The organism is Methylobacterium goesingense (assembly GCF_022179225.1).
Taxonomy (GTDB): Bacteria; Pseudomonadota; Alphaproteobacteria; order Rhizobiales; family Beijerinckiaceae; genus Methylobacterium; species Methylobacterium goesingense.
Genome location: NZ_BPQL01000097.1, coordinates 1 through 17,658 on the forward strand (window position 1 = coordinate 1; position 17,658 = coordinate 17,658).

Below are 17,658 nucleotides of genomic sequence, written 5' to 3' on the forward strand. Positions count from 1 at the left end.
GGAGCGGAGTTTCCGGCGCTAAATTGCGCGCCGGAAACTCCGCTCCCATGCAGGGAAGTGCCACTTCTTTCGCCGATCCTCCGTGGAGGCGTTGCGGCCTCCGCGGGGACCGGAGCCCGATCGAACGTCCCGGCAAGCATTTCACCCCGGAGCCGGCTCGTCCGGAGGCTATTTCTTTCGTTATCCGCCGAAGATGGAAAGATCGTTTCGTTGATCGCCCGGCCTGAATACGGTTGAATATCGGTCTTCGGGGCGCCGTTGATTCGGTCCGCTCGCGCACCCTTGCGTGCGGCCCCCGTGCCCCGATCCTCCCCACCCTCGTGCGGATTCCGTCCCATGTCCCCCGCCCATGCCCCCTGACGCCCTGCGCCGGCTTGCGCATCGACGCAGTTTCCTCCGCCTCGCCGCTGGTGCGGCCGGTGGGGTCGGGCTCGCCGCAACGGCCCGTGCCACGGGCGCCGTCGGACCCCTGGAGGTTCCCCAGTGGAGCCGCACCCCCGGGGCGCCGGTGGCCTCGCCGGCCTACGGTCAGCCCTCTCTCTTCGAGCGGCTGGGACGTCGGCCGCGCACGCCGCCGCACTTTCCGGGGGCGGCCTCGACCGGCACGCCGCTCCAACACCTGCACGGGATCATCACGCCGAACGGCCTACATTTCGAGCGTCACCATGCCGGCGTGCCGGCGATCGAACCGGACCGGCACCGGCTGGCGATCCACGGTCTGGTGGAGCGCCCCCTCGTCCTGACCCTGAACGACCTGCTGCGGATGCCTGCCGTGTCGCGCATTCACTTCTTGGAATGTTCGGGCAACACGCCCTGGCTCGGGGCCAAACCGTCCTGGACCCTGCAGGAGAGCCACGGCCTGCTCTCCTGCTCCGAGTGGACCGGGGTCGAGCTCTCCACCTTGCTCGACGAGGTCGGCGTGAAGCCGGGCGCCGCCTGGATCCTCGCCGAAGGCGCCGACGCCTCCGGGATGAGCCGCAGCCTTCCCCTCGACCTCGCTCGCGACGGCGCGATCCTGGCCTATGCCCAGAACGGCGAGCGCCTGCGACCGGAGCAGGGCTATCCGCTGCGGCTGTTCGTGCCGGGCGTGGAAGGCAACCTCAGCGTTAAGTGGTTGCGTCGCCTCAAGGTCGGGGACCAGCCGTTCCAGACCCGCGAAGAGACCGCGAAGTACACCGACCTGATGCCGGACGGGACGGCCCGGCAGTTCACCTTCGTAATGGAGGCCAAATCCGTCATCACCACGCCTTCGGGCGGCGAGCGCCTGGGCGAGCCGGGCTTCCGCGAGATCCGGGGCCTCGCCTGGACCGGGCGGGGTCGGATCGCCCGGGTCGAGGTCTCTACGGACGGGGGCGCCCGCTGGCAGGCGGCGACCCTCGAGGGTCCGGTCCTGCCGCGCTGCCTCACCCGGTTCCGGCTGCCCTGGCGCTGGGAGGGCGGCCCGGCCCAGCTCCTCAGCCGCGCCACCGACGAAACCGGCTACGTCCAGCCCGACCGCGCCGCCCTGGTCGCGGTGCGGGGCACCCAGTCCTTCTACCACAACAACGCGACGTTCGGCTGGCAGGTCGCCGCCGATGGAGGCGTCAGCCATGCGGGTTAGCCTCCTCGGAACCCTCGCCTGCCTTGTCCTGACCGGTGCGGCCCTGGCCGATCCCAGTGGGCCCGCCGCCAGTCTGCACGGCCCGTCGGATCGCCTCGGCATCGGCCAAGCGGCCACACCCGAACGCTTGGCCGCCTGGGATATCGACGTCCGGGCCGACGGCCGGGGCCTGCCTCCGGGCCACGGCAGCGTCCGCGACGGCGCTGCCCTGTTCGGGGCTCGCTGTGCGGCCTGCCACGGGGCGAAGGGCGAAGGCGGCGCGGCCGACGTTCTCGTGGGCGGCCAGGGCTCCCTCGCCACACCGAAGCCGGTCCGGACGGTGGGCAGCTACTGGCCCTACGCCACCACCTTATTCGACTACATCCGCCGCGCCATGCCCTTCGATGCGCCGCAATCCCTCGGCGCGGACGAGACCTATGCCCTGAGCGCCTATGTCCTCCACCTCAACGGCCTCCTGCCGGAGGACGCCGTGCTGGACGCCGGCACGCTCCCGGCTGTGACGATGCCGAACCGGCACGGCTTCACCGGGGATGCGCGCCCCGACATTCCGGTGCCGGCCCGCTGAGCCGGCCGGAATCGGCCGCGCAGGACAAGCCTGCTCCCGGGGCCCGTTAGGGAGGAAGGCTGTGCCCGCAGGCGGCCGATCTTTGGAAACCGCTCTCATTGACCCTGGAGGCCCCGGATCGGCACACTTCCCCGAGGCGCGGCGCTCCCGTCCGTGCCCCGCGAAGGTCCGTCCGCGGACCCCGGACCGCGCCACCGGCACCCCCTCTCCACCCTCCTCAAGCGACGACGTACAGACCGGAGAAAACGATGGTTCTTGGAGATCAGGTTGTGTTCGCCCGGCTCGACGTGGCCGATGCCCTCGGGATCTGGCGCCACGCCACCGGGCGCATCGTCGACGTCCTGCCGGCCCGGGACGGGGCGCAGGTCGTGGACGTACAGTTCGACGGACACGGCCTTCTCGTGGGCTACATCGCCGCCCTCTTCCAGCGCGTCGGTTGAGGCCGATGTCGCCGCGCGCCGCCCGGACCTCGCGATCCGCATGAGCCTACTCGCATGACCGCTGGCAGCCAGGCCTCGCGCGGTCCCAGCAACCTCCTGCGCCCGCCCCTGCGCAGCGTGAGCCAGACCACGGCCGGCTCGGACGTCTGGCGGGCGATGCGCGCCGAGGCGGAGGCGGCCTTGATCGAAGAGCCGCTCTATGCCGGCATCATCCAGGCGACGGTGCTCGACCAGCCGAGCCTGGTCCACGCCTTCGCCTACCGCCTCGCCCATCGCCTCGGCGACGGCGACCTCGCGCGGCTCTCCACCCGCGACCTCTGCCTCTCGGCCTTCGAGGCCGACCCACATGCGGGCGAGCACGCCGTGCGCGACCTCGTGGCCATCCGCGAGCGCGACCCGACCTGCCGGCGCTACCTCGACCCCTTCCTGTTCTACAAGGGGCTCGCCGCCCTGGAGGGCTACCGGGTGGCGCACTGGCTCTGGCACCAGGGCCGCGCAACCCTGGCGCTGCACATCCAGAGCCGGATCTCCGAGGTGTTCGGCGCCGACATCCACCCGGCGGCGCGGATCGGCTCGGGTGTCTTCATCGACCACGCCACCGGTGTCGTGATCGGCGAGACCACGGTGATCGCCGACGACGTTTCGATCCTGCAATCCGTGACCCTGGGGGGCAACGGTAAGGAGAGCGGCGACCGCCATCCGAAGATCGAGCGCGGCGTCCTCCTCAGCGTCGGCGCCAAGGTGCTCGGCAACATCCGGGTCGGCGAGGGCGCGAAGGTGGCCGCCGCGGCCGTCGTCCTGCACGACGTGCCGGCCCACACCACCGTGGCGGGCGTGCCGGCCCGCGTCGTGTCGCGAATCATTGCCGCCGAGGACCCCGCCCAGACCATGGACCAGTTCTTCGCCGACGGAATCTGAGGGTTCGGGGGCCGGACGGGCGGACTCGAGGGCTTCGGCGGAGCCGACTTTCCATCCTCGGGCAAACGCAGCGACCTGCCGCGTGCACGGGTCACCCCTGCTAGGCGGATGGCTCACGGGCCAGATTGTTCCAACCGTTTCTCCAGATCACCCTCTTTGGAGAATGGTATTCTCTGTATATCCAGCTCATAAGCAGCTTATTTTGCATACGAACGAATTCGAGGTAGTTTCTTCTAGTATCGCATCAAATTTGGAATATTATTCCATTGACGCTGGGTCGCTGCCGCGGTTAGTACCGCATTACGTCCGGCGCAGTGCAAATAATCGTGCCGGATATGACAAGACTTCGACGTGGTCGCTGCAGCGTTATTATTAAGCGCGCAGTCGCTCGACTGTGGTCGCGCCGATCCATGGCCGGATTCGCACGCCATCACCCGACAATCCAGACGGAGACGACCAACCATGAGCGGACAGGGGCAGAGCGTGGGCGCATCCGCAGCACGCAATCTATCGACGGCGACCGTCACGTCGGTCCAGAACCTCGCCAACACCCCGCGCTGGCTCCTGCGGCTCCTGCCCTTCGTCAACGTGGATGGCGGCGTCTACCGCGTGAACCGGCGCGCCGTCGTGCTGGCCAAGCCCGGCCGCATCGCGTTCGCCGCCGCCGACAAGGCACGCGCGATCAGCCCTGCTTCCTTACGCGCCGTGCCGCCGTTCAGCCGGCTGGGCGATGCCGAACTCGCGGCCCTCGCCGACCGGTTTACCGAGAGCAAACACAGCGCCGGCGAGACGATCTCGGAAGGCGGCGCGGGCGACCGCAGCCTGACCATCGTCGCCGACGGCACCGTCGAGCTGTCCCTGTCCGGCCCGTACCAGAACCGGCTGCGCTCGGGGCTCGCCACCCGGGGCGACTTCTTCGGCGACGACACCCTCACGGGCGACGGCCAGCCCGCTCCCGCCGTCAAGGCGCTCTCGGCCGTCACGCTGCTGACCCTCGACCGGGCGGCGCTGGGCGACGACGCCGTCAAGAACCGCATCGCGCAATATGTCGAGGAGCGTGATCGCCTGAGGGGTCACACCAACAGCCACGGCGAGCAGGGCATCGAACTGCTCGCGGTGCAGACCGGCGCGCCGCGCCTACCGACCACCTTCGTGGATTACGAGATCGACCCGCGCGAGTACCACCTCTCCACGATCCAGACGATCCTCAACACCCACACCCGCGTCACCGACCTCTACTCCAACGAGATCGATCAGCTGCGCGAGCAGATTCGCCTCACGGTCGATGCCGTGAAGGAGCGTGAGGAGTGGGAACTGCTCAACAATTCGGAATTCGGCCTGCTGAACGAGGTCGGCGGACGTCAGCGCATCCCCACCCGTGGCGGCCCACCCACGCCGGACGACCTCGACGAACTGCTGACGCTGGTCTGGAAGAAGCCCGCGTTCTTCGTGGCGCATCCCCGGGCCATCGCGGCCTTCGGACGGGAAGCCACCCGCCGCGGCGTGCCCCCGGTGGTGATCCACCTGTTCGGCGCGCCCTTCATCACCTGGCGCGGCGTGCCGCTCGTGCCCAGCGACAAGCTGCCGATCGACACCGATCCGCTCACCGGCGCCCAGACCACCTCGATCCTGCTGCTGCGCGTCGGCGAGGGCGAGCAGGGCGTGGTCGGCCTGCAGAAGTCCGGCGTCACCGGCGAGATCGAGCCCGGCCTGTCGGTGCGCTACATGGGCACCAACGACCATTCCATCGCCTCGCACCTCGTGACCCGCTACTTCTCCGCCGCCGTGCTGGTGGAGGATGCCATCGCACGCCTCGATAACGTTCTGCTGGGTAACTACCATGACTACGCCTGAGCCCGGCGTCTTGGGAACGTCCAGCTTCGGCCTCCCCACGGGAGCGGCCGGCGACTCCGCCGGTTCCTTGGCGCATGCCGACCTCATCGGACGCCTCGCCCGCGAAATCTACGGCCAGGGGAACGCGGCTTCCGCGCCGCTGACCCCCTCGCTGCCGGCTTCGCCGCAGCTGCCTCAAGGCGCTGAGAGCCTTCCCCAGGGCCCCGGGCAGCCATCGCTTCCGGGGGCCGCCATCGGCACGCCCTCGGTGCCCTCGGGCGCCCTGCCGTCGGGCCTCCAGCCCAACGCTGCGGCCCTCGGGGCGCGCAACGTCGTTCGCCCGAGCGTCGGGCTGCCGGGCCTGACCGGGCCGTCGGCCGCCAACCCGTTCGGCGCCACGTCCGCGCCGCCGGCCGCCGGCTTCCTCGACACGGCGACGATCCCCTCGGTCCATCCCCTCGCCGACCCGTTATCGGCCCGGCACGGCCTGCCGGAATTCTTCGTGCCCACCGTGCCGGAAGTGGCCGCCTTCCTGCCCGGCGGCTCCGACCTGCACCGGACGATCGCGAAGGATCATCCGCGCGCGAACGCCTTCGCGCACGCGATCGCACCGAGCTTTGTGCCGGCCGATCCGTCGAAGCACGGCGGGGACGTCGCCCAGGAAAACTATCGGCGCACGGGGTATCTTTCGGGGGAGCCCGTCCACGCGACGCAAGCGGGCAGCGACGCGGCGTCCGCGTCTGGCGACTACTATTTTCTCTCGGGTTCGTCCCCGGCTCAGTCCCGGCGCGCCTCGAAGCCGCACGCCTCCCCGCGCGCCGAGCCCTCACGGCACGGCGGGCCTGCCCCGCGCGTGACCGCCCACGGGTCGAGCCCGGTGGCTGCGCCCTTCGATGTCGAGCGCGTCCGCAAGGACTTCCCGGCCCTTCACCAGAGCGTCAACGGGCATCCCCTGGTCTGGCTCGACAACGCGGCCACCACTCACAAGCCGCAATCCGTCATCGATGCCACATCGGAGTTCTACGGTCGCCACAACTCGAACATCCACCGGGCCGCCCACACTCTCGCGGCGCGCTCGACGGACCTGTTCGAGGGGGGGCGCGAGAAGGTCAGGCGCTTCCTCAACGCCCCCTCCAAGGACGACATCGTCTTCCTGCGCGGCACCACCGAGGCGATCAACCTCGTGGCCAATTCGTACGGTCGCGCCAACATCGGGCCAGGCGACGAGATCATCGTCAGCCAGATCGAGCACCACGCCAACATCGTGCCCTGGCAGCTCCTGACCCAGTCCACGGGCGCGATCCTGCGGGTGATCCCGGTGGACGACCGTGGCGAGATCATCTTCGAGCAGTTCGCGGCCCTGCTTTCAGGCCGCACCAAGATCGTCTCGGTGACCCACGTCGCCAACGCGCTCGGCACCATCAATCCGGTCCGGGAGATCATCGCGCTGTCCCACGCCTACGGCGTGCCGGTGCTGGTGGATGCGGCCCAGTCCTCGCCCCACATCCCCCTCGACGTGCAGGCGCTCGATGCCGATTTCCTCGTCTTCTCCGGCCACAAGGTGTTCGGGCCGACGGGCATCGGCGCCCTCTACGGCAAGAAACACCTCCTGGAGGCGATGCCACCCTGGCAGGGCGGCGGCCACATGATCGAAGACGTCACTTTCGCGAAGACCGTCTACAAAGGCGCTCCGGAGAAATTCGAGGCCGGCACCCCCGATATCGCTGGCGCGGTCGGCCTCGGCGCCGCCCTCGACTACCTGGAAGGGGTCGGACTACCCGGCATCGCCGCCTACGAGCACGACCTGCTGGACTACGCGCAGGCCGGCCTCGCCGACGTGAAGGGTCTGCGCCTGATCGGCACCGCCCGCCAGAAGGCGAGCGTGATGTCCTTCGTCATCGACGGGTACGAAAACGAGGCGGTGGCCCACCATCTCGACGCAGGCGGCATCGCGGTGCGCTCGGGCCACCATTGCGCCCTCCCCGCCCTGCGCCGGTTCGGCGTCGACCAGTCGGTGCGGGCCTCGCTGGCTTTCTACAACACCCGCGCGGACGTGGACGCCTTCCTGAGGGCGCTGCACAGCCTGCCGCGGCGATAGGAAAGCGGCCTTCGCTTTGGTTCGCATTCCGAGGGGACCGGTCGTTATGGTCCGCAATCAGGCAGCCATGACGGCAGAATGTACGACCGGGTCAGATCAGAAACTGCGTGCCTGGTCCGCAGCCAGGCCGGGTGTTTTTACGATGGTTCGCGTACAGGCTGTGTTTTTCGGGACCGGATGCTGAAGATCATCGAGGCGAGCCTTCGTGCGTGCCCGCCTGTAACCTTGCGAGCACACAGCGTCGGAAAGCCTTTGCGTGCCATTGACGGCGGATCGTTCGGTCTGGCCTCCTGGCGATCGACGGTTCCTCCCCGGAGGATCAAAAGGGAACGCGGTGAGGGTGGAAGCCCGATGCCGCGGCTGCCCCCGCAACTGTAAGCGGCGAGCCCTTCACCACTTACGTCACTGAGCCCCTTGCTCGGGAAGACGGTGAAGGGTGACGACCCGCGAGCCAGGAGACCTGCCGTCAGTCGTGGTCACACGCGAAACGCGCTGGGCGGGGTGTCCCGGCGGGTGCGGAAGCATGCGCGCGCGCGTGGTTCGGTCTCGTTCGCGGTGACGTGCCACTGCCGAGGCCGTCCGTTTGTCCCGTCGTCCATCAAATCCGTTCTGGCCCGCGCTGGTCTTGGCCTGTGCGATCCCCTCCGCCGTTGCAGCGCAGGGCGGGCGTTCCGGCGAGACCGCCGTGGTGCTCGATGCGCTCTCCGTCGAAGGCACCTTCACCGCCACGCCGACCTATCGAGTGCCCGAGCTCTACAGCGGGACCAAGACGGTGACGCCGCGCCGCGACGTGCCGCAGCAGATCGACGTGTTGCCCCACGAAGTCCTGATCGACACCGCCGCGACCCGGGTCGAGCGCGCCCTCGACTATGTGCCGGGCGTTGGCAAGCAGAATGATTTCGGCGCCCAGAACCTCGCCCTGTACTCGGTGCGGGGTTTCGCCACCCAGGACATCTTCCAGAATGGGTTCAACATCGCCCGGGGCTACAACGGCGCCCCCGACACCCAGAACGTCCAGTCCATCGAGGTCCTGAAAGGCCCGGCTGGTGCCCTCTACGGGCGCAGCGACCCGGGCGGGACCGTCAACATCCTGACCAAGCAACCGGTGGCGCGCCCCTTCGTCGAGATGGGCACGCTGTTCGGCAGCTTCGGCACCGCCAGGACAACGGTCGATGCCGGCGGCGCGCTGAGCGAGGACGGCAATGTGCTCTACCGTTTTAACGGGGTGCTCGCCCGCCAGGACAGCTTTCGCGATTTCGTCGACGGCGACCGCGTGCTCTTGGCGCCGGTGGTGAGCTGGCAGGTCACCCCCGACACGAAGATCACGTTCGAGACGCAATACCTGCGCAACCGCCAGACCTTCGACCGCGGCACGGTGGCGGTGAACAATCGCCTCGGCCTCGTCCCGCGCTCGCGCTTCTTCGGCGAGCCGGGCGACGATTCGGTGTCCGAGAGCGCGCTGCTGCAGGTGCGGCTGGAGCACGCCTTCAACACCGACTGGCAGCTCCGCGTCGCCGGCCATCTCAACACCGGCAGCCTCATCGGCCTACAGACCGGCGTGACCGGCATCCTCGACGATGGCCGCACGCTGCTGCGCGAGTTCCGCCGGCACGACTTCACCTGGGGCGTCGCCATCGGCCAGGCCGAACTCGTCGGTCGCTTCGAGACCGGACCCTTCGCCCACACCTTGCTGCTCGGTCTGGAGCATGAGCGCTACAACAGCACCGAGAACCTCCTGCGCTCGACCCCGCGCCTCGACCCCTTCGCCATCGATCTCTTCAATCCCGTCTACGGGCAGGCCAAGCCCCCGTTCACGCGCCGGTACAGCGCGAGCAAGAACGTCGGCAACACGGCCCTCTACCTCCAGGATCAGATTGCGCTCAGCCCTGAGTGGAAGCTGCTGATCGGCAACCGCACCGACTTCTACAACCAGACCTTCCGCGACAAGGTCGCGAACGAGCGCACCGAGCAGGACCGCACCGGGTTCTCGCCGCGCGCCGGCCTCGTCTACCAGCCGCTGTCGTTCCTGGCCCTCTACGGAAACGTCGCCGCCTCGTTCCGCCCCAACACCGGCTTCGACAGCGCGTCCCGCCCCTTCGCGCCCGAGACCGGGTTCGCCTACGAGGTCGGGACCAAGGTCGACCTGTTCGACGGCCTCAGCGTGACGGCAGCCGCGTTCCACATCGAGAAGGAGAACGTGCTCACCACCGACCCGGCGGACTTCTTCTTCCAGATCGCCGCCGGGGCGGTGCGCAGCCAAGGCTTTGACGTCAGCCTCGTCGGACAGGTCACGCCGGAGTTCCGGGTCATCGGGGGCTACGCCTTCATCGACGCGGCGGTCACCCGTGACGAGGTGCTGCGTGTGGGCTCGCCGCTCCTCAACATACCGCGTCACAGCGGCTCCCTCCTCGGCATCTATGAGGTTCGGGCCGGCGACTGGAAGGGCTTTGGCATCGGCGGCGGGGTTCGGGCCGTCGGTTCGCGCCTCGGTGACAGCGGCAACGAGCGCTTTCGCCTGCCGGGCTACGTCCTGACGGATGCGCTGGCCTACTATCGCTACGAGAACCTGCGTTTCGGGATCAACGTCGACAACATTTTCGACGAGACCTACTACGAGCGCTCCTACAACAGCTTCTGGGTCGGCGTCGGCGAACCGCGCCGGGTCACCGTCAGCATGACCGCAGGATTCTGATGGCCGCGCATGCTCTGACGTCCGTCCCGCCCGCCAGCGGCCGCCTCCTCTCGATCGATGCCCTTCGGGGCCTCGTCATGCTGCTCATGCTTGTCGACCACGTGCGGGAGTTCGTCTACCTGCACGGCCAGGTCCGCGACCCCATGGATCTGAGCCTCACGCCGCCGGACCTCGTCCTGACCCGGCTCACCTCGCATCTCTGCGCGCCGGTCTTCATCCTGCTCACCGGCCTCTCGGCCAGCCTCCACGCGCACAAGCACGGCGACCGGCGGGCGACCAGCGTGTTCCTAGCCAAGCGCGGCCTCCTGCTGATCCTGTTGGAGGTGACGTTGGTGAACTTCGCCTGGACCCGCAGCCTCCTGCCGCCGATCCTCTACCTGCAGGTGATCTGGGCCATCGGCCTCAGCATGGTGGCGCTGGCCGGCCTGCTCTGGCTGCCGCGCGCTGGACTGATCCTCTTCGCCCTGGCGGTGATGCTCGGCCACAACGGGCTCGACGGACTCGTGCTCGGACCGGGCGACACGGGTTACATGCTCTGGTCGATCCTGCACCAGCGGGGCGTCATCGATTTACCCTGGGGCGTGGCGCGGACCTCCTACCCCGTGCTGCCCTGGTTCGGCGTGATCGCGGCGGGGTACGCCCTCGGGCTGCTCTTTGCCGGACCGATCGCGCCGGCCACCCGCCGCGCGTGGCTCCTGGCGCTCGGCGGCGCGGCGCTCGCCGCCTTCCTCACTCTGCGAAGCTTCAACGGCTACGGCGAGCCGGTGCCGTGGCAGACAGGGGCGACGCCGTTCGTGACCGCGCTTTCCTTCGTCAATCTGACCAAGTACCCGCCCTCGGCCGACTTCCTGCTGCTGACCCTGGGCCTCGGCCTTTGGCTCCTCGCCCTGTTCGAGGCGGTGCCGCCGCAAGGCCTCGGTGTTCTGCGCACCTTCGGGGGGGCGCCGCTGTTCTTCTACTTGGCCCATCTCTGGCTGCTGCGCCTGCTCCACGACGGCGCCCTGGCGCTCGGCCTCGCCGGCCCCTCCGGGCGGATCGAGGCGGCGGCCCCGTGGCAGATCTGGCTGGTCGCGGCGATCCTAGTCACGCCCCTCTGGCTCGCGTGCCGCTGGATGGTCCGTCTGAAGCGCCGGGCGGCCTGGTCGGCATTGAGCTACCTGTAGCGCCCGCCAGAGGTCCGTTTCGGAGGCTCCGGCAGAGGCGCTGCCATGACGTTCCGTCCGCTCTATGGCTGCATCGGGTAAGCCTTTCCGGCCCGCGCACGGGAGACGGAACCGTAAAGATCACGCTTTGCTTGCGAAGCGAAGACGCGCGGACCAATCACAAGCATGCGTCGCATGGCAGAAAACGAGGGGACAATGACGTTGTGAGGGCGGATGGCCGGTGCAAGGATCGCCGCTATGGCATCCCTTCGCCGCGCATCGTCGCGTGACCTTCGATCCCGGCGGATTCTCGTCCTCGCGGCGGCTCCTGCCCAGCTTCTGGACATCGCAGGCCCATTGGCGCCTCGAAGCCGAACGGGCCAACGTTTCCGCTGTTGCCCTGCTCTGCGGGGTTCGAACCCACGTAACGATGCGGCGCGCCTCTCTGCGTCACGTCGGTGTCCCACCCGGCGGGTCCCGCGACCGGTTTCGCGAGAGACGCCCCACAATCAACCACGTCCTTGAGGGAAGGCTTTCGGCATGATCGATCCAGACCGCCATCTTCAGATCGGATCCCTGCTGTTCGAGGGCATCGATCAGATCGATCTGACGGGGCCGTTCGAGGTCCTGTCCCGGATCCCGAACGCGACCTACCGGATCTACGCGAAGGACACCGAGCCGGTCCGGGATCTTCGGGGCCTGCGCCTGGTCGCCGATGCTGAGCTCGAACAGGCCCCGTCCCTCGACGTGCTTCACGTGCCGGGCGGCTACGGCCAGGAAGCCCTGATGGAAGACGAACAGGTCCTCGACTGGATCCGGCGGCAGGCCTCGGGTGCCCTGTGCGTCTTCTCCGTCTGCACCGGCGCCCTGATCTGCGGGGCCGCCGGGCTCCTGAAGGGACGCCGGGCCACGAGCCACTGGAGCGCCCACCACCTCCTGCACCACTTCGGAGCCACCCCGGTGAACGCGCGCGTCGTCGAGGACGGCAACATGGTGTTCGCGGCCGGGGTCACTTCGGGGATCGACGGTGCGCTGACGGTCGCGGCCCGCTTGCGCGGGGTCGAAGCAGCCCAGCTCATCCAGCTCTACATGGCCTACGCGCCCGAACCTCCCTTCGACGCGGGCACGCCGGAGAGCGCTCCGCCGATCGTGCTCGAACGCGCGAAGGCGGCGGCAGCCGAGATCACCGCGCGGCGCGCCGAGACGGCCCGCAGGGTTCAGGACCGGCTCGGGCTCTGAGGTCCCGAGAACGGTTCAGGAGACCACGCTGCGCCCGGGGCTCATCCCGGACGGATGTGGGCGAGAGGATCATCGGCGAGGCGGATCGGCTCCCCCTGCAGAGGCGCCGCCGCCCGCGGGAAGCGGCGCGTGACGGGAATGGCTGTGATCGTGCGCCCCGCTCGATCTCCGGGCGGCGTCGAAGGAGACGCGGGCCGCGCCCGTCACGCGGCCAGCCCCATGAAGGCGCGCATCGGCGCCGGGTCGGCCCGCAGCGCGGCCGCCGACCCTTCGTAGACCACGTGGCCGTTGTTGAAGCCGTAGACCCGCTGGGCGAAGCTGAGCACCGCGGCCACGTTCTGCTCGACGACGACGATGGTGCGGCCCTCCTCCGCGAGGCGGCGCGTGAGCGCGATCAGGTCCTGCACGATCAGCGGTGCCAAGCCTTCGAACGGCTCGTCGAGGAGGATGATCCGAGGATCGCGGATGAGGGCCCGGGCGATCGCCAGCATCTGCTGCTCGCCGCCCGACAGGGTGCGGCCCCGCGAGGTCCGGCGCTCCTTCAGGCGCGGGAAGACCTCCCAGACCCGGTCGAGGGACCAGCCATTCGGCGCGGTGAGGCGGGCGACGCGCAGGTTCTCCTCCACCGTCAGGGTGCCGAAGACGGCGCGCTCCTCCGGCACCAACTGCATGCCGACGCGGGCGATCTTCTCGGGTGGCAATCCCTGGATCGGCCGGCCGTCGAGGCGGATCGTGCCGCTGCGCGGCGCGAGTGCGCCCATCAGGGTCCGAAGGGTCGTGGTCTTGCCGGCCCCGTTGCGGCCGAGCAGGGCCACGACCTCGTTCTCCTCCACGTGCAGGGAGACGTCGAAGAGGACGTGCGAGTCGCCGTAGAGGGTGTTGATGCTCTCGACCTCAAGCAGGCTCATGCATGGCTCCCACGATCGCGGTTCCCTCGCCGGCGGCCTCATCCGGCGCCGCACCGAGATAGGCCTTCTGGACCGCCGGATCGCGGCGCACGACCTCGGCCGGGCCGTCCGCGAGGAGGCGGCCCTCGCTGAGTACGGTGATCCGCTCGGCCAAATCGAAGACGGCGTCGAGGTCATGCTCGACGAGGAGGATCGTGCAGGAGCGGCCGATCCTGCGAATGAGCGCGCAGGTCGCGACGCGTTCCGAGGGGCTCATCCCGGCCAGAGGCTCGTCGAGGAGAAGCACGTTGGGGCTGGTCGCCAGGGCCATCCCGATCTCGAGGCGGCGCTTCTCGCCGTAGGCCAGCACGCCGACGCGGGTCTCCGCACGCATCCCCAGGTCGAGGACGCCCAGCATGGTCGCGACCTGAGCCTCGACGTCCGCCCGGCCCTGGACCGGGGCCAGGAGGTCGAGGCGGAAGCGGCCCCGCGCCCTGGCGAGCGCCGCCACCCGCAGGTTCTCCCGCACGGTGAGATTGAGGAAAAGCTGGTTGAGCTGGTTGCTCTTGGCGACGCCGCGCTGCGTCGCCTCCGTCACCCCTGCGCCCGTGAGCTGCTCGCCGAACAACAGGACCGCGCCGGCGCTCGGGCTCACCTCATCGGACAGCATCTTGAAGAGCGTGCTCTTGCCGGCGCCGTTCGGGCCGATGACCGCATGGATCGAACCGCGGCGGACCTGGAAGCTCACCCCGTCCACGGCTTTGAGGCCCCCGTAATGCCGGGCCAGCCCCTGCGCCTCCAGGGCGATCTCCGCGTGGGCGGTGCGACCATCGATGACCGGCCGGGGCATCGGCAGAGTGACCTCGGGCAAGGCAACCTCCGACGGACTGTGCGGCGGCACGGCGTCCCCCAAGGCGGCTGCCGCCTCGATCGCCTCGGTCCGGGCCTTCGCGGCCCGCAGGCGGGCAGCCTCGCCGCGCTGGCGCCAGCGATGCAGGATCTCTCCGCAGATGCCCCGCCGCAGACCCATCACGAGGCCGATGAAGGCCACGCCGAGGATCAGCTTCCAGAGCGAACCGAAGCCGGGGATGAGCTGGAGGTTGTCGCGCAGCCAGAGCCACAGCGCCGCGCCGACGAGGGGCCCGACCAGGGTCCCGACCCCACCGACGATCGTCTGCACCACCAGCTGGCCCGACGTCTCGAGCGCGAAGGCGTCGGGGGGCATGTAGCTCTGGAAGGAGCCCAGCATCGCGCCGGCCAGACCCGCGTAGAGGGCCGCGATGGTGAAGGCCGCGAGCTTGTAGGCCGGTACGTCGTGGCCGAGCATGGCCACGCGCGGGGTGTTCTCCTTGACGGCCTTCAGGATCAACCCGACCGGCGAATGCACGATGCGCCGGGCCAGCACGAAGCCGAGGAAAAAGGTCGCCGCGAGAAGGGCGTACATGGGCAGCCCGGCGGTGATCCGAACGGCCGACGCCCCGAAGCCGATCACCGGGACCGGAACGCCCGCGATGCCGTTCTCGCCGCCCGTGTAGTCGGAGAGCGGCGAGTTCTGGACGAAGTAAGCCATCTGCCCGAAGGCCAGGGTGATCATGGCGAAGTAGATGCCGATGCGCCGGACCGCAAGCCAGCCGACCGCGAGCCCGAACAGGCCGGCCGCCAGCGTGCCGATCAGGAAGGCGAGCCAGACGCTCTGGACGAGGCCGGAGACCAGCAGGTAGGCGGCGACGAACCCGCCGGCTCCGTAGAAGGCCGCCTGTCCGAAGGAGAGCAGGCCGGCCAGCCCGAACAGGATGTCGAGGCCGAGGCCGAACAGGGCCCAGTTGAGCGCCCGGGACAGCAGGTCGTGCGAGAAGCCCAGCGGGGGCAGCAGCACGGGGGCGGCGAGGAGAACGACGAGGAGGGCGAGTTCGGGCCAGGCGGCGCGCAGCGGGCGGGAGAGCATCAGACCCGGCCCTCCGTGCCGAACAGACCTTGCGGCCGCGCCACCAGGACGAGGGCCATCAGGCCGTAGAGCATCACCTCCGAGTAGGCGGAGTTGAAGGCGCTCGTCAGGCTGATGATCTCGCCGGCGATCAGGCCGCCCACGATGGCGCCGGGAAAGGAGCCGAGGCCGCCCAGGACGATCACCACGAAGGACTGCACCATGAAGCTCGCGCCCATGTCGGGCGTGACCGCGACCACGGGGGCGTAGAGCATGCCGGCGAGGCCGACCGCGACGATGCCCACCGCGAACACGAACAGGAAGGTGCGGCGCACGTCGATGCCGAGAATGCCGACCATGCCGGCATTCTCGATGCCGGCCCGCACCACGAGGCCCACGGACGTCCGGTATAGGACAAGGTAGAGACCGACCAGCAGGGCCGCGATGATGCCGATGAGCTGAAGGCGGTAGGTCGGGTAAACCAGAAAGCCGAGCTTCGTCGCACCGGTACCCCAGGACGGGACCGGCACCCGCTGGCTGTTGCCCCCGAACCAGGTTCGCAGGCCCTCCACCAGCACCATGCCGATTCCGTAGGTGACGAGGATCTGGTCCTCGTCCGGCCGGGCGTAGAAGTGGCGGATGACGAGCCGCTCCATGGCGAAGCCGATGATGAGCATGACGGCGCAGCCGCCGAGCAGGGCGAGCACGAAGGACTGCGTCGCCTGCATCATCACGAAGGCGGTGTAGGCACCCACCGCGAACAGCGCGCCGTGGGCGAAGTTCAGCACGCCGAGCGTGCCCAGGATGATGGTGAGCCCGCTGGAGACGAGCGCCAGCAAGCTGCCGAGGGCGAGGCCGTTGAAGGCCTGTGACAGGAGGACGGCGGTGCTTGGCATGATCGCGGGCCTCAGGTGTAGGGGCCGAGCTTGCACCCGAACAGGTCGGGCGGATTCATCACCGTCTCGCCCTCGACGAGGTCAACGATCTCGTAGAAGTCCTCGGGGCCCTTCATGGCCGAGGGCGCCTTGCCGCGCAGGATCGGGATCGGGCGGACCATCTGGTGGTCCTCGGCGCGGTAGTAGACCCGGCCGATCGTGGTTTCGTAGGGTTGGGACTTCGAGCCCTCCATCACCTTGATGATGTCGACCGGGTTGAAGCTTGCCGCCCGCTCCACCGACAGGGCCCAGAGGTAGGTCTGCATGTAGGCGATGTGGGCGCCCCAGCGCGGGCGGTACTTGTTCTTGGCGTAGAATGACTCGACGAAGGTCTTGGCCAGGGGATAACGGTCCTCCAGCGTCCACCAGAAGTCGCAGGATCCGTAGACGCCCTGCATCAGCTCGGGCCCGACCTCCTTGTCCTGGAACGAGGACAGGTTGGGCACCACGAGCTTCATGCTGGAGAGGACGCCGAACTGCTCGGCTTGTTTCGTCGAGGCCACCGCGTCGGACCCGAAGCAGATGTTGACGAAGACATCGGCACCACTGTTGGCGATGTTAAGGAGGGCCGAGCTGTAATCGGCCGTGCCGAGGGGAACCGTCTCCTTGAGGACCTGCGTCCAGCCCTGCTCCTTCGAGAACTTCGCGAACGAGTCGTAGACCGTCTGGCCGTAGGTGTAGTCGGGGACGAGGAAAGCCGCCTTGAGCTTCTTGCCGAGGGCCTTGGCGACGACGGGCGCGAGGGCCTTTGCGGCCATGTAGGCGTTCTGCTGTGAGCGGAAGCCGTAGCGCTGGCAGTTCTTGCCGGTGACGTCGTTCGAGCCGGCGATGCCCACCATGTAGAGGACCTTGTCGCGGCTCGCGAGTTCCTCGAGGGCGATGGCCTCGGCGCTGCTGACGGAGCCCTGGAACAGGATCGCCTTGTCGCGTTGGATGAACTGGGTCGCGGCCTGGACCGCGACGTTGGGCTTGCCCTCCGTGTCGGCAATCTTGTGGAGGATCTGGCGTCCGAGCACGCCCTTGCCCTTGAGGCCCCAGGTGGCGGGGATCTCGCCGCCCGCGTTGATCTGCGCGATGGCCAGTTCGTAGCCGAGCTTGAGGTCGCTACCGTCGCCGGAGAACACGCCAGTCAGAGGCATGTTGAGGCCGACGAAGACCGAATCCGTGCCGACCCCTTCCGGGAAGGTGCCGATCCGGGCGGGGCTCTGGGCGAAGGCCCCGCGCAGATCCGGCAGCATCAGGCCGGCGGCGCCTCCGAGGATGAGCTTGCGGCGATCGAGCATCATGGGGCCTCTCCGGTGTGGCTTCAGGGATCGTGGATGACGGTCTCGGTCAGGGAGGCGGCGAGCAAGTCACGCGCCGCTCGCCACCGGCGGCACCGGTTC

At 69.0% G+C, this 17,658-nt stretch carries 13 protein-coding genes and 1 riboswitch; of the genes, 9 read left to right on the top strand and 4 right to left on the bottom strand.

The window, feature by feature from the left end:
* Positions 1-349: 349 nt before the first annotated feature.
* From soxC to MFF30_RS17255, 9 genes are all read left to right on the top strand, one after another.
* Positions 350-1,600, top strand: coding sequence for a sulfite dehydrogenase (soxC, locus tag MFF30_RS17210; protein ID WP_238280703.1), 1,251 nt, complete (start codon positions 350-352; stop codon positions 1,598-1,600).
* A complete protein-coding gene (locus MFF30_RS17215; protein ID WP_238280704.1) occupies positions 1,590-2,165 on the top strand; it encodes a c-type cytochrome in 576 nt (191 codons plus the stop codon). Before soxC ends, MFF30_RS17215 begins: the two co-directional genes overlap by 11 nt.
* A gap of 248 nt (positions 2,166-2,413) precedes the next feature.
* Entirely contained in the window at positions 2,414-2,605 is a 192-nt protein-coding gene (locus MFF30_RS17220; RefSeq protein WP_056213034.1) for a hypothetical protein, read from the top strand.
* Positions 2,606-2,659: 54 nt separating this feature from the next.
* Positions 2,660-3,523, top strand: a complete 864-nt coding sequence (cysE, locus tag MFF30_RS17225) for a serine O-acetyltransferase (protein WP_238280705.1) — start codon at positions 2,660-2,662, stop codon at positions 3,521-3,523.
* 462 nt (positions 3,524-3,985) lie between these two features.
* Positions 3,986-5,377: a family 2B encapsulin nanocompartment shell protein gene (locus MFF30_RS26000; protein ID WP_283205914.1), complete on the top strand. Its 1,392-nt coding sequence runs from the start codon at positions 3,986-3,988 to the stop codon at positions 5,375-5,377.
* Positions 5,364-7,454 (top strand): family 2A encapsulin nanocompartment cargo protein cysteine desulfurase, encoded by a 2,091-nt coding sequence (locus MFF30_RS17240; protein WP_238280706.1) that lies wholly within the window; start codon positions 5,364-5,366, stop codon positions 7,452-7,454. The genes MFF30_RS26000 and MFF30_RS17240 overlap by 14 nt, the downstream gene beginning before the upstream one ends.
* 284 nt (positions 7,455-7,738) lie before the next feature.
* Positions 7,739-7,936, top strand: a riboswitch (cobalamin riboswitch).
* A 101-nt stretch (positions 7,937-8,037) separates the two neighbouring features.
* Positions 8,038-10,146 carry a TonB-dependent siderophore receptor gene (locus tag MFF30_RS17245; protein WP_238280707.1) on the top strand — a complete coding sequence of 703 codons (2,109 nt, stop codon included), beginning with the start codon at positions 8,038-8,040 and terminating at the stop codon, positions 10,144-10,146.
* Positions 10,146-11,309: an acetyltransferase domain-containing protein gene (locus MFF30_RS17250; protein ID WP_238280708.1), complete on the top strand. Its 1,164-nt coding sequence runs from the start codon at positions 10,146-10,148 to the stop codon at positions 11,307-11,309. The genes MFF30_RS17245 and MFF30_RS17250 overlap by 1 nt, the downstream gene beginning before the upstream one ends.
* A gap of 519 nt (positions 11,310-11,828) precedes the next feature.
* A complete protein-coding gene (locus tag MFF30_RS17255) occupies positions 11,829-12,527 on the top strand; it encodes a DJ-1/PfpI family protein (protein ID WP_238280709.1) in 699 nt (232 codons plus the stop codon).
* 203 nt (positions 12,528-12,730) lie between these two features.
* On the opposite strand, the gene MFF30_RS17260 is transcribed toward MFF30_RS17255, so the two are convergent.
* Genes MFF30_RS17260 through MFF30_RS17275 form a run of 4 tightly spaced genes read right to left on the bottom strand, consistent with a single transcriptional unit; the run spans position 12,731 to position 17,559 of the window.
* A complete protein-coding gene (locus MFF30_RS17260; protein ID WP_238280710.1) occupies positions 12,731-13,435 on the bottom strand; it encodes an ABC transporter ATP-binding protein in 705 nt (234 codons plus the stop codon).
* On the bottom strand, positions 13,422-15,359 hold the full coding sequence (locus tag MFF30_RS17265) for a branched-chain amino acid ABC transporter ATP-binding protein/permease (RefSeq protein WP_238280711.1): 1,938 nt from the start codon (positions 15,357-15,359) through the stop codon (positions 13,422-13,424). The genes MFF30_RS17260 and MFF30_RS17265 overlap by 14 nt, the downstream gene beginning before the upstream one ends.
* Positions 15,359-16,234 (bottom strand): branched-chain amino acid ABC transporter permease, encoded by an 876-nt coding sequence (locus MFF30_RS17270; RefSeq protein ID WP_238280712.1) that lies wholly within the window; start codon positions 16,232-16,234, stop codon positions 15,359-15,361. Before MFF30_RS17270 ends, MFF30_RS17265 begins: the two co-directional genes overlap by 1 nt.
* Before the next feature lie 11 nt (positions 16,235-16,245).
* Positions 16,246-17,559, bottom strand: coding sequence for a substrate-binding protein (locus tag MFF30_RS17275; RefSeq protein ID WP_238280713.1), 1,314 nt, complete (start codon positions 17,557-17,559; stop codon positions 16,246-16,248).
* Positions 17,560-17,658 lie beyond the last annotated feature (99 nt).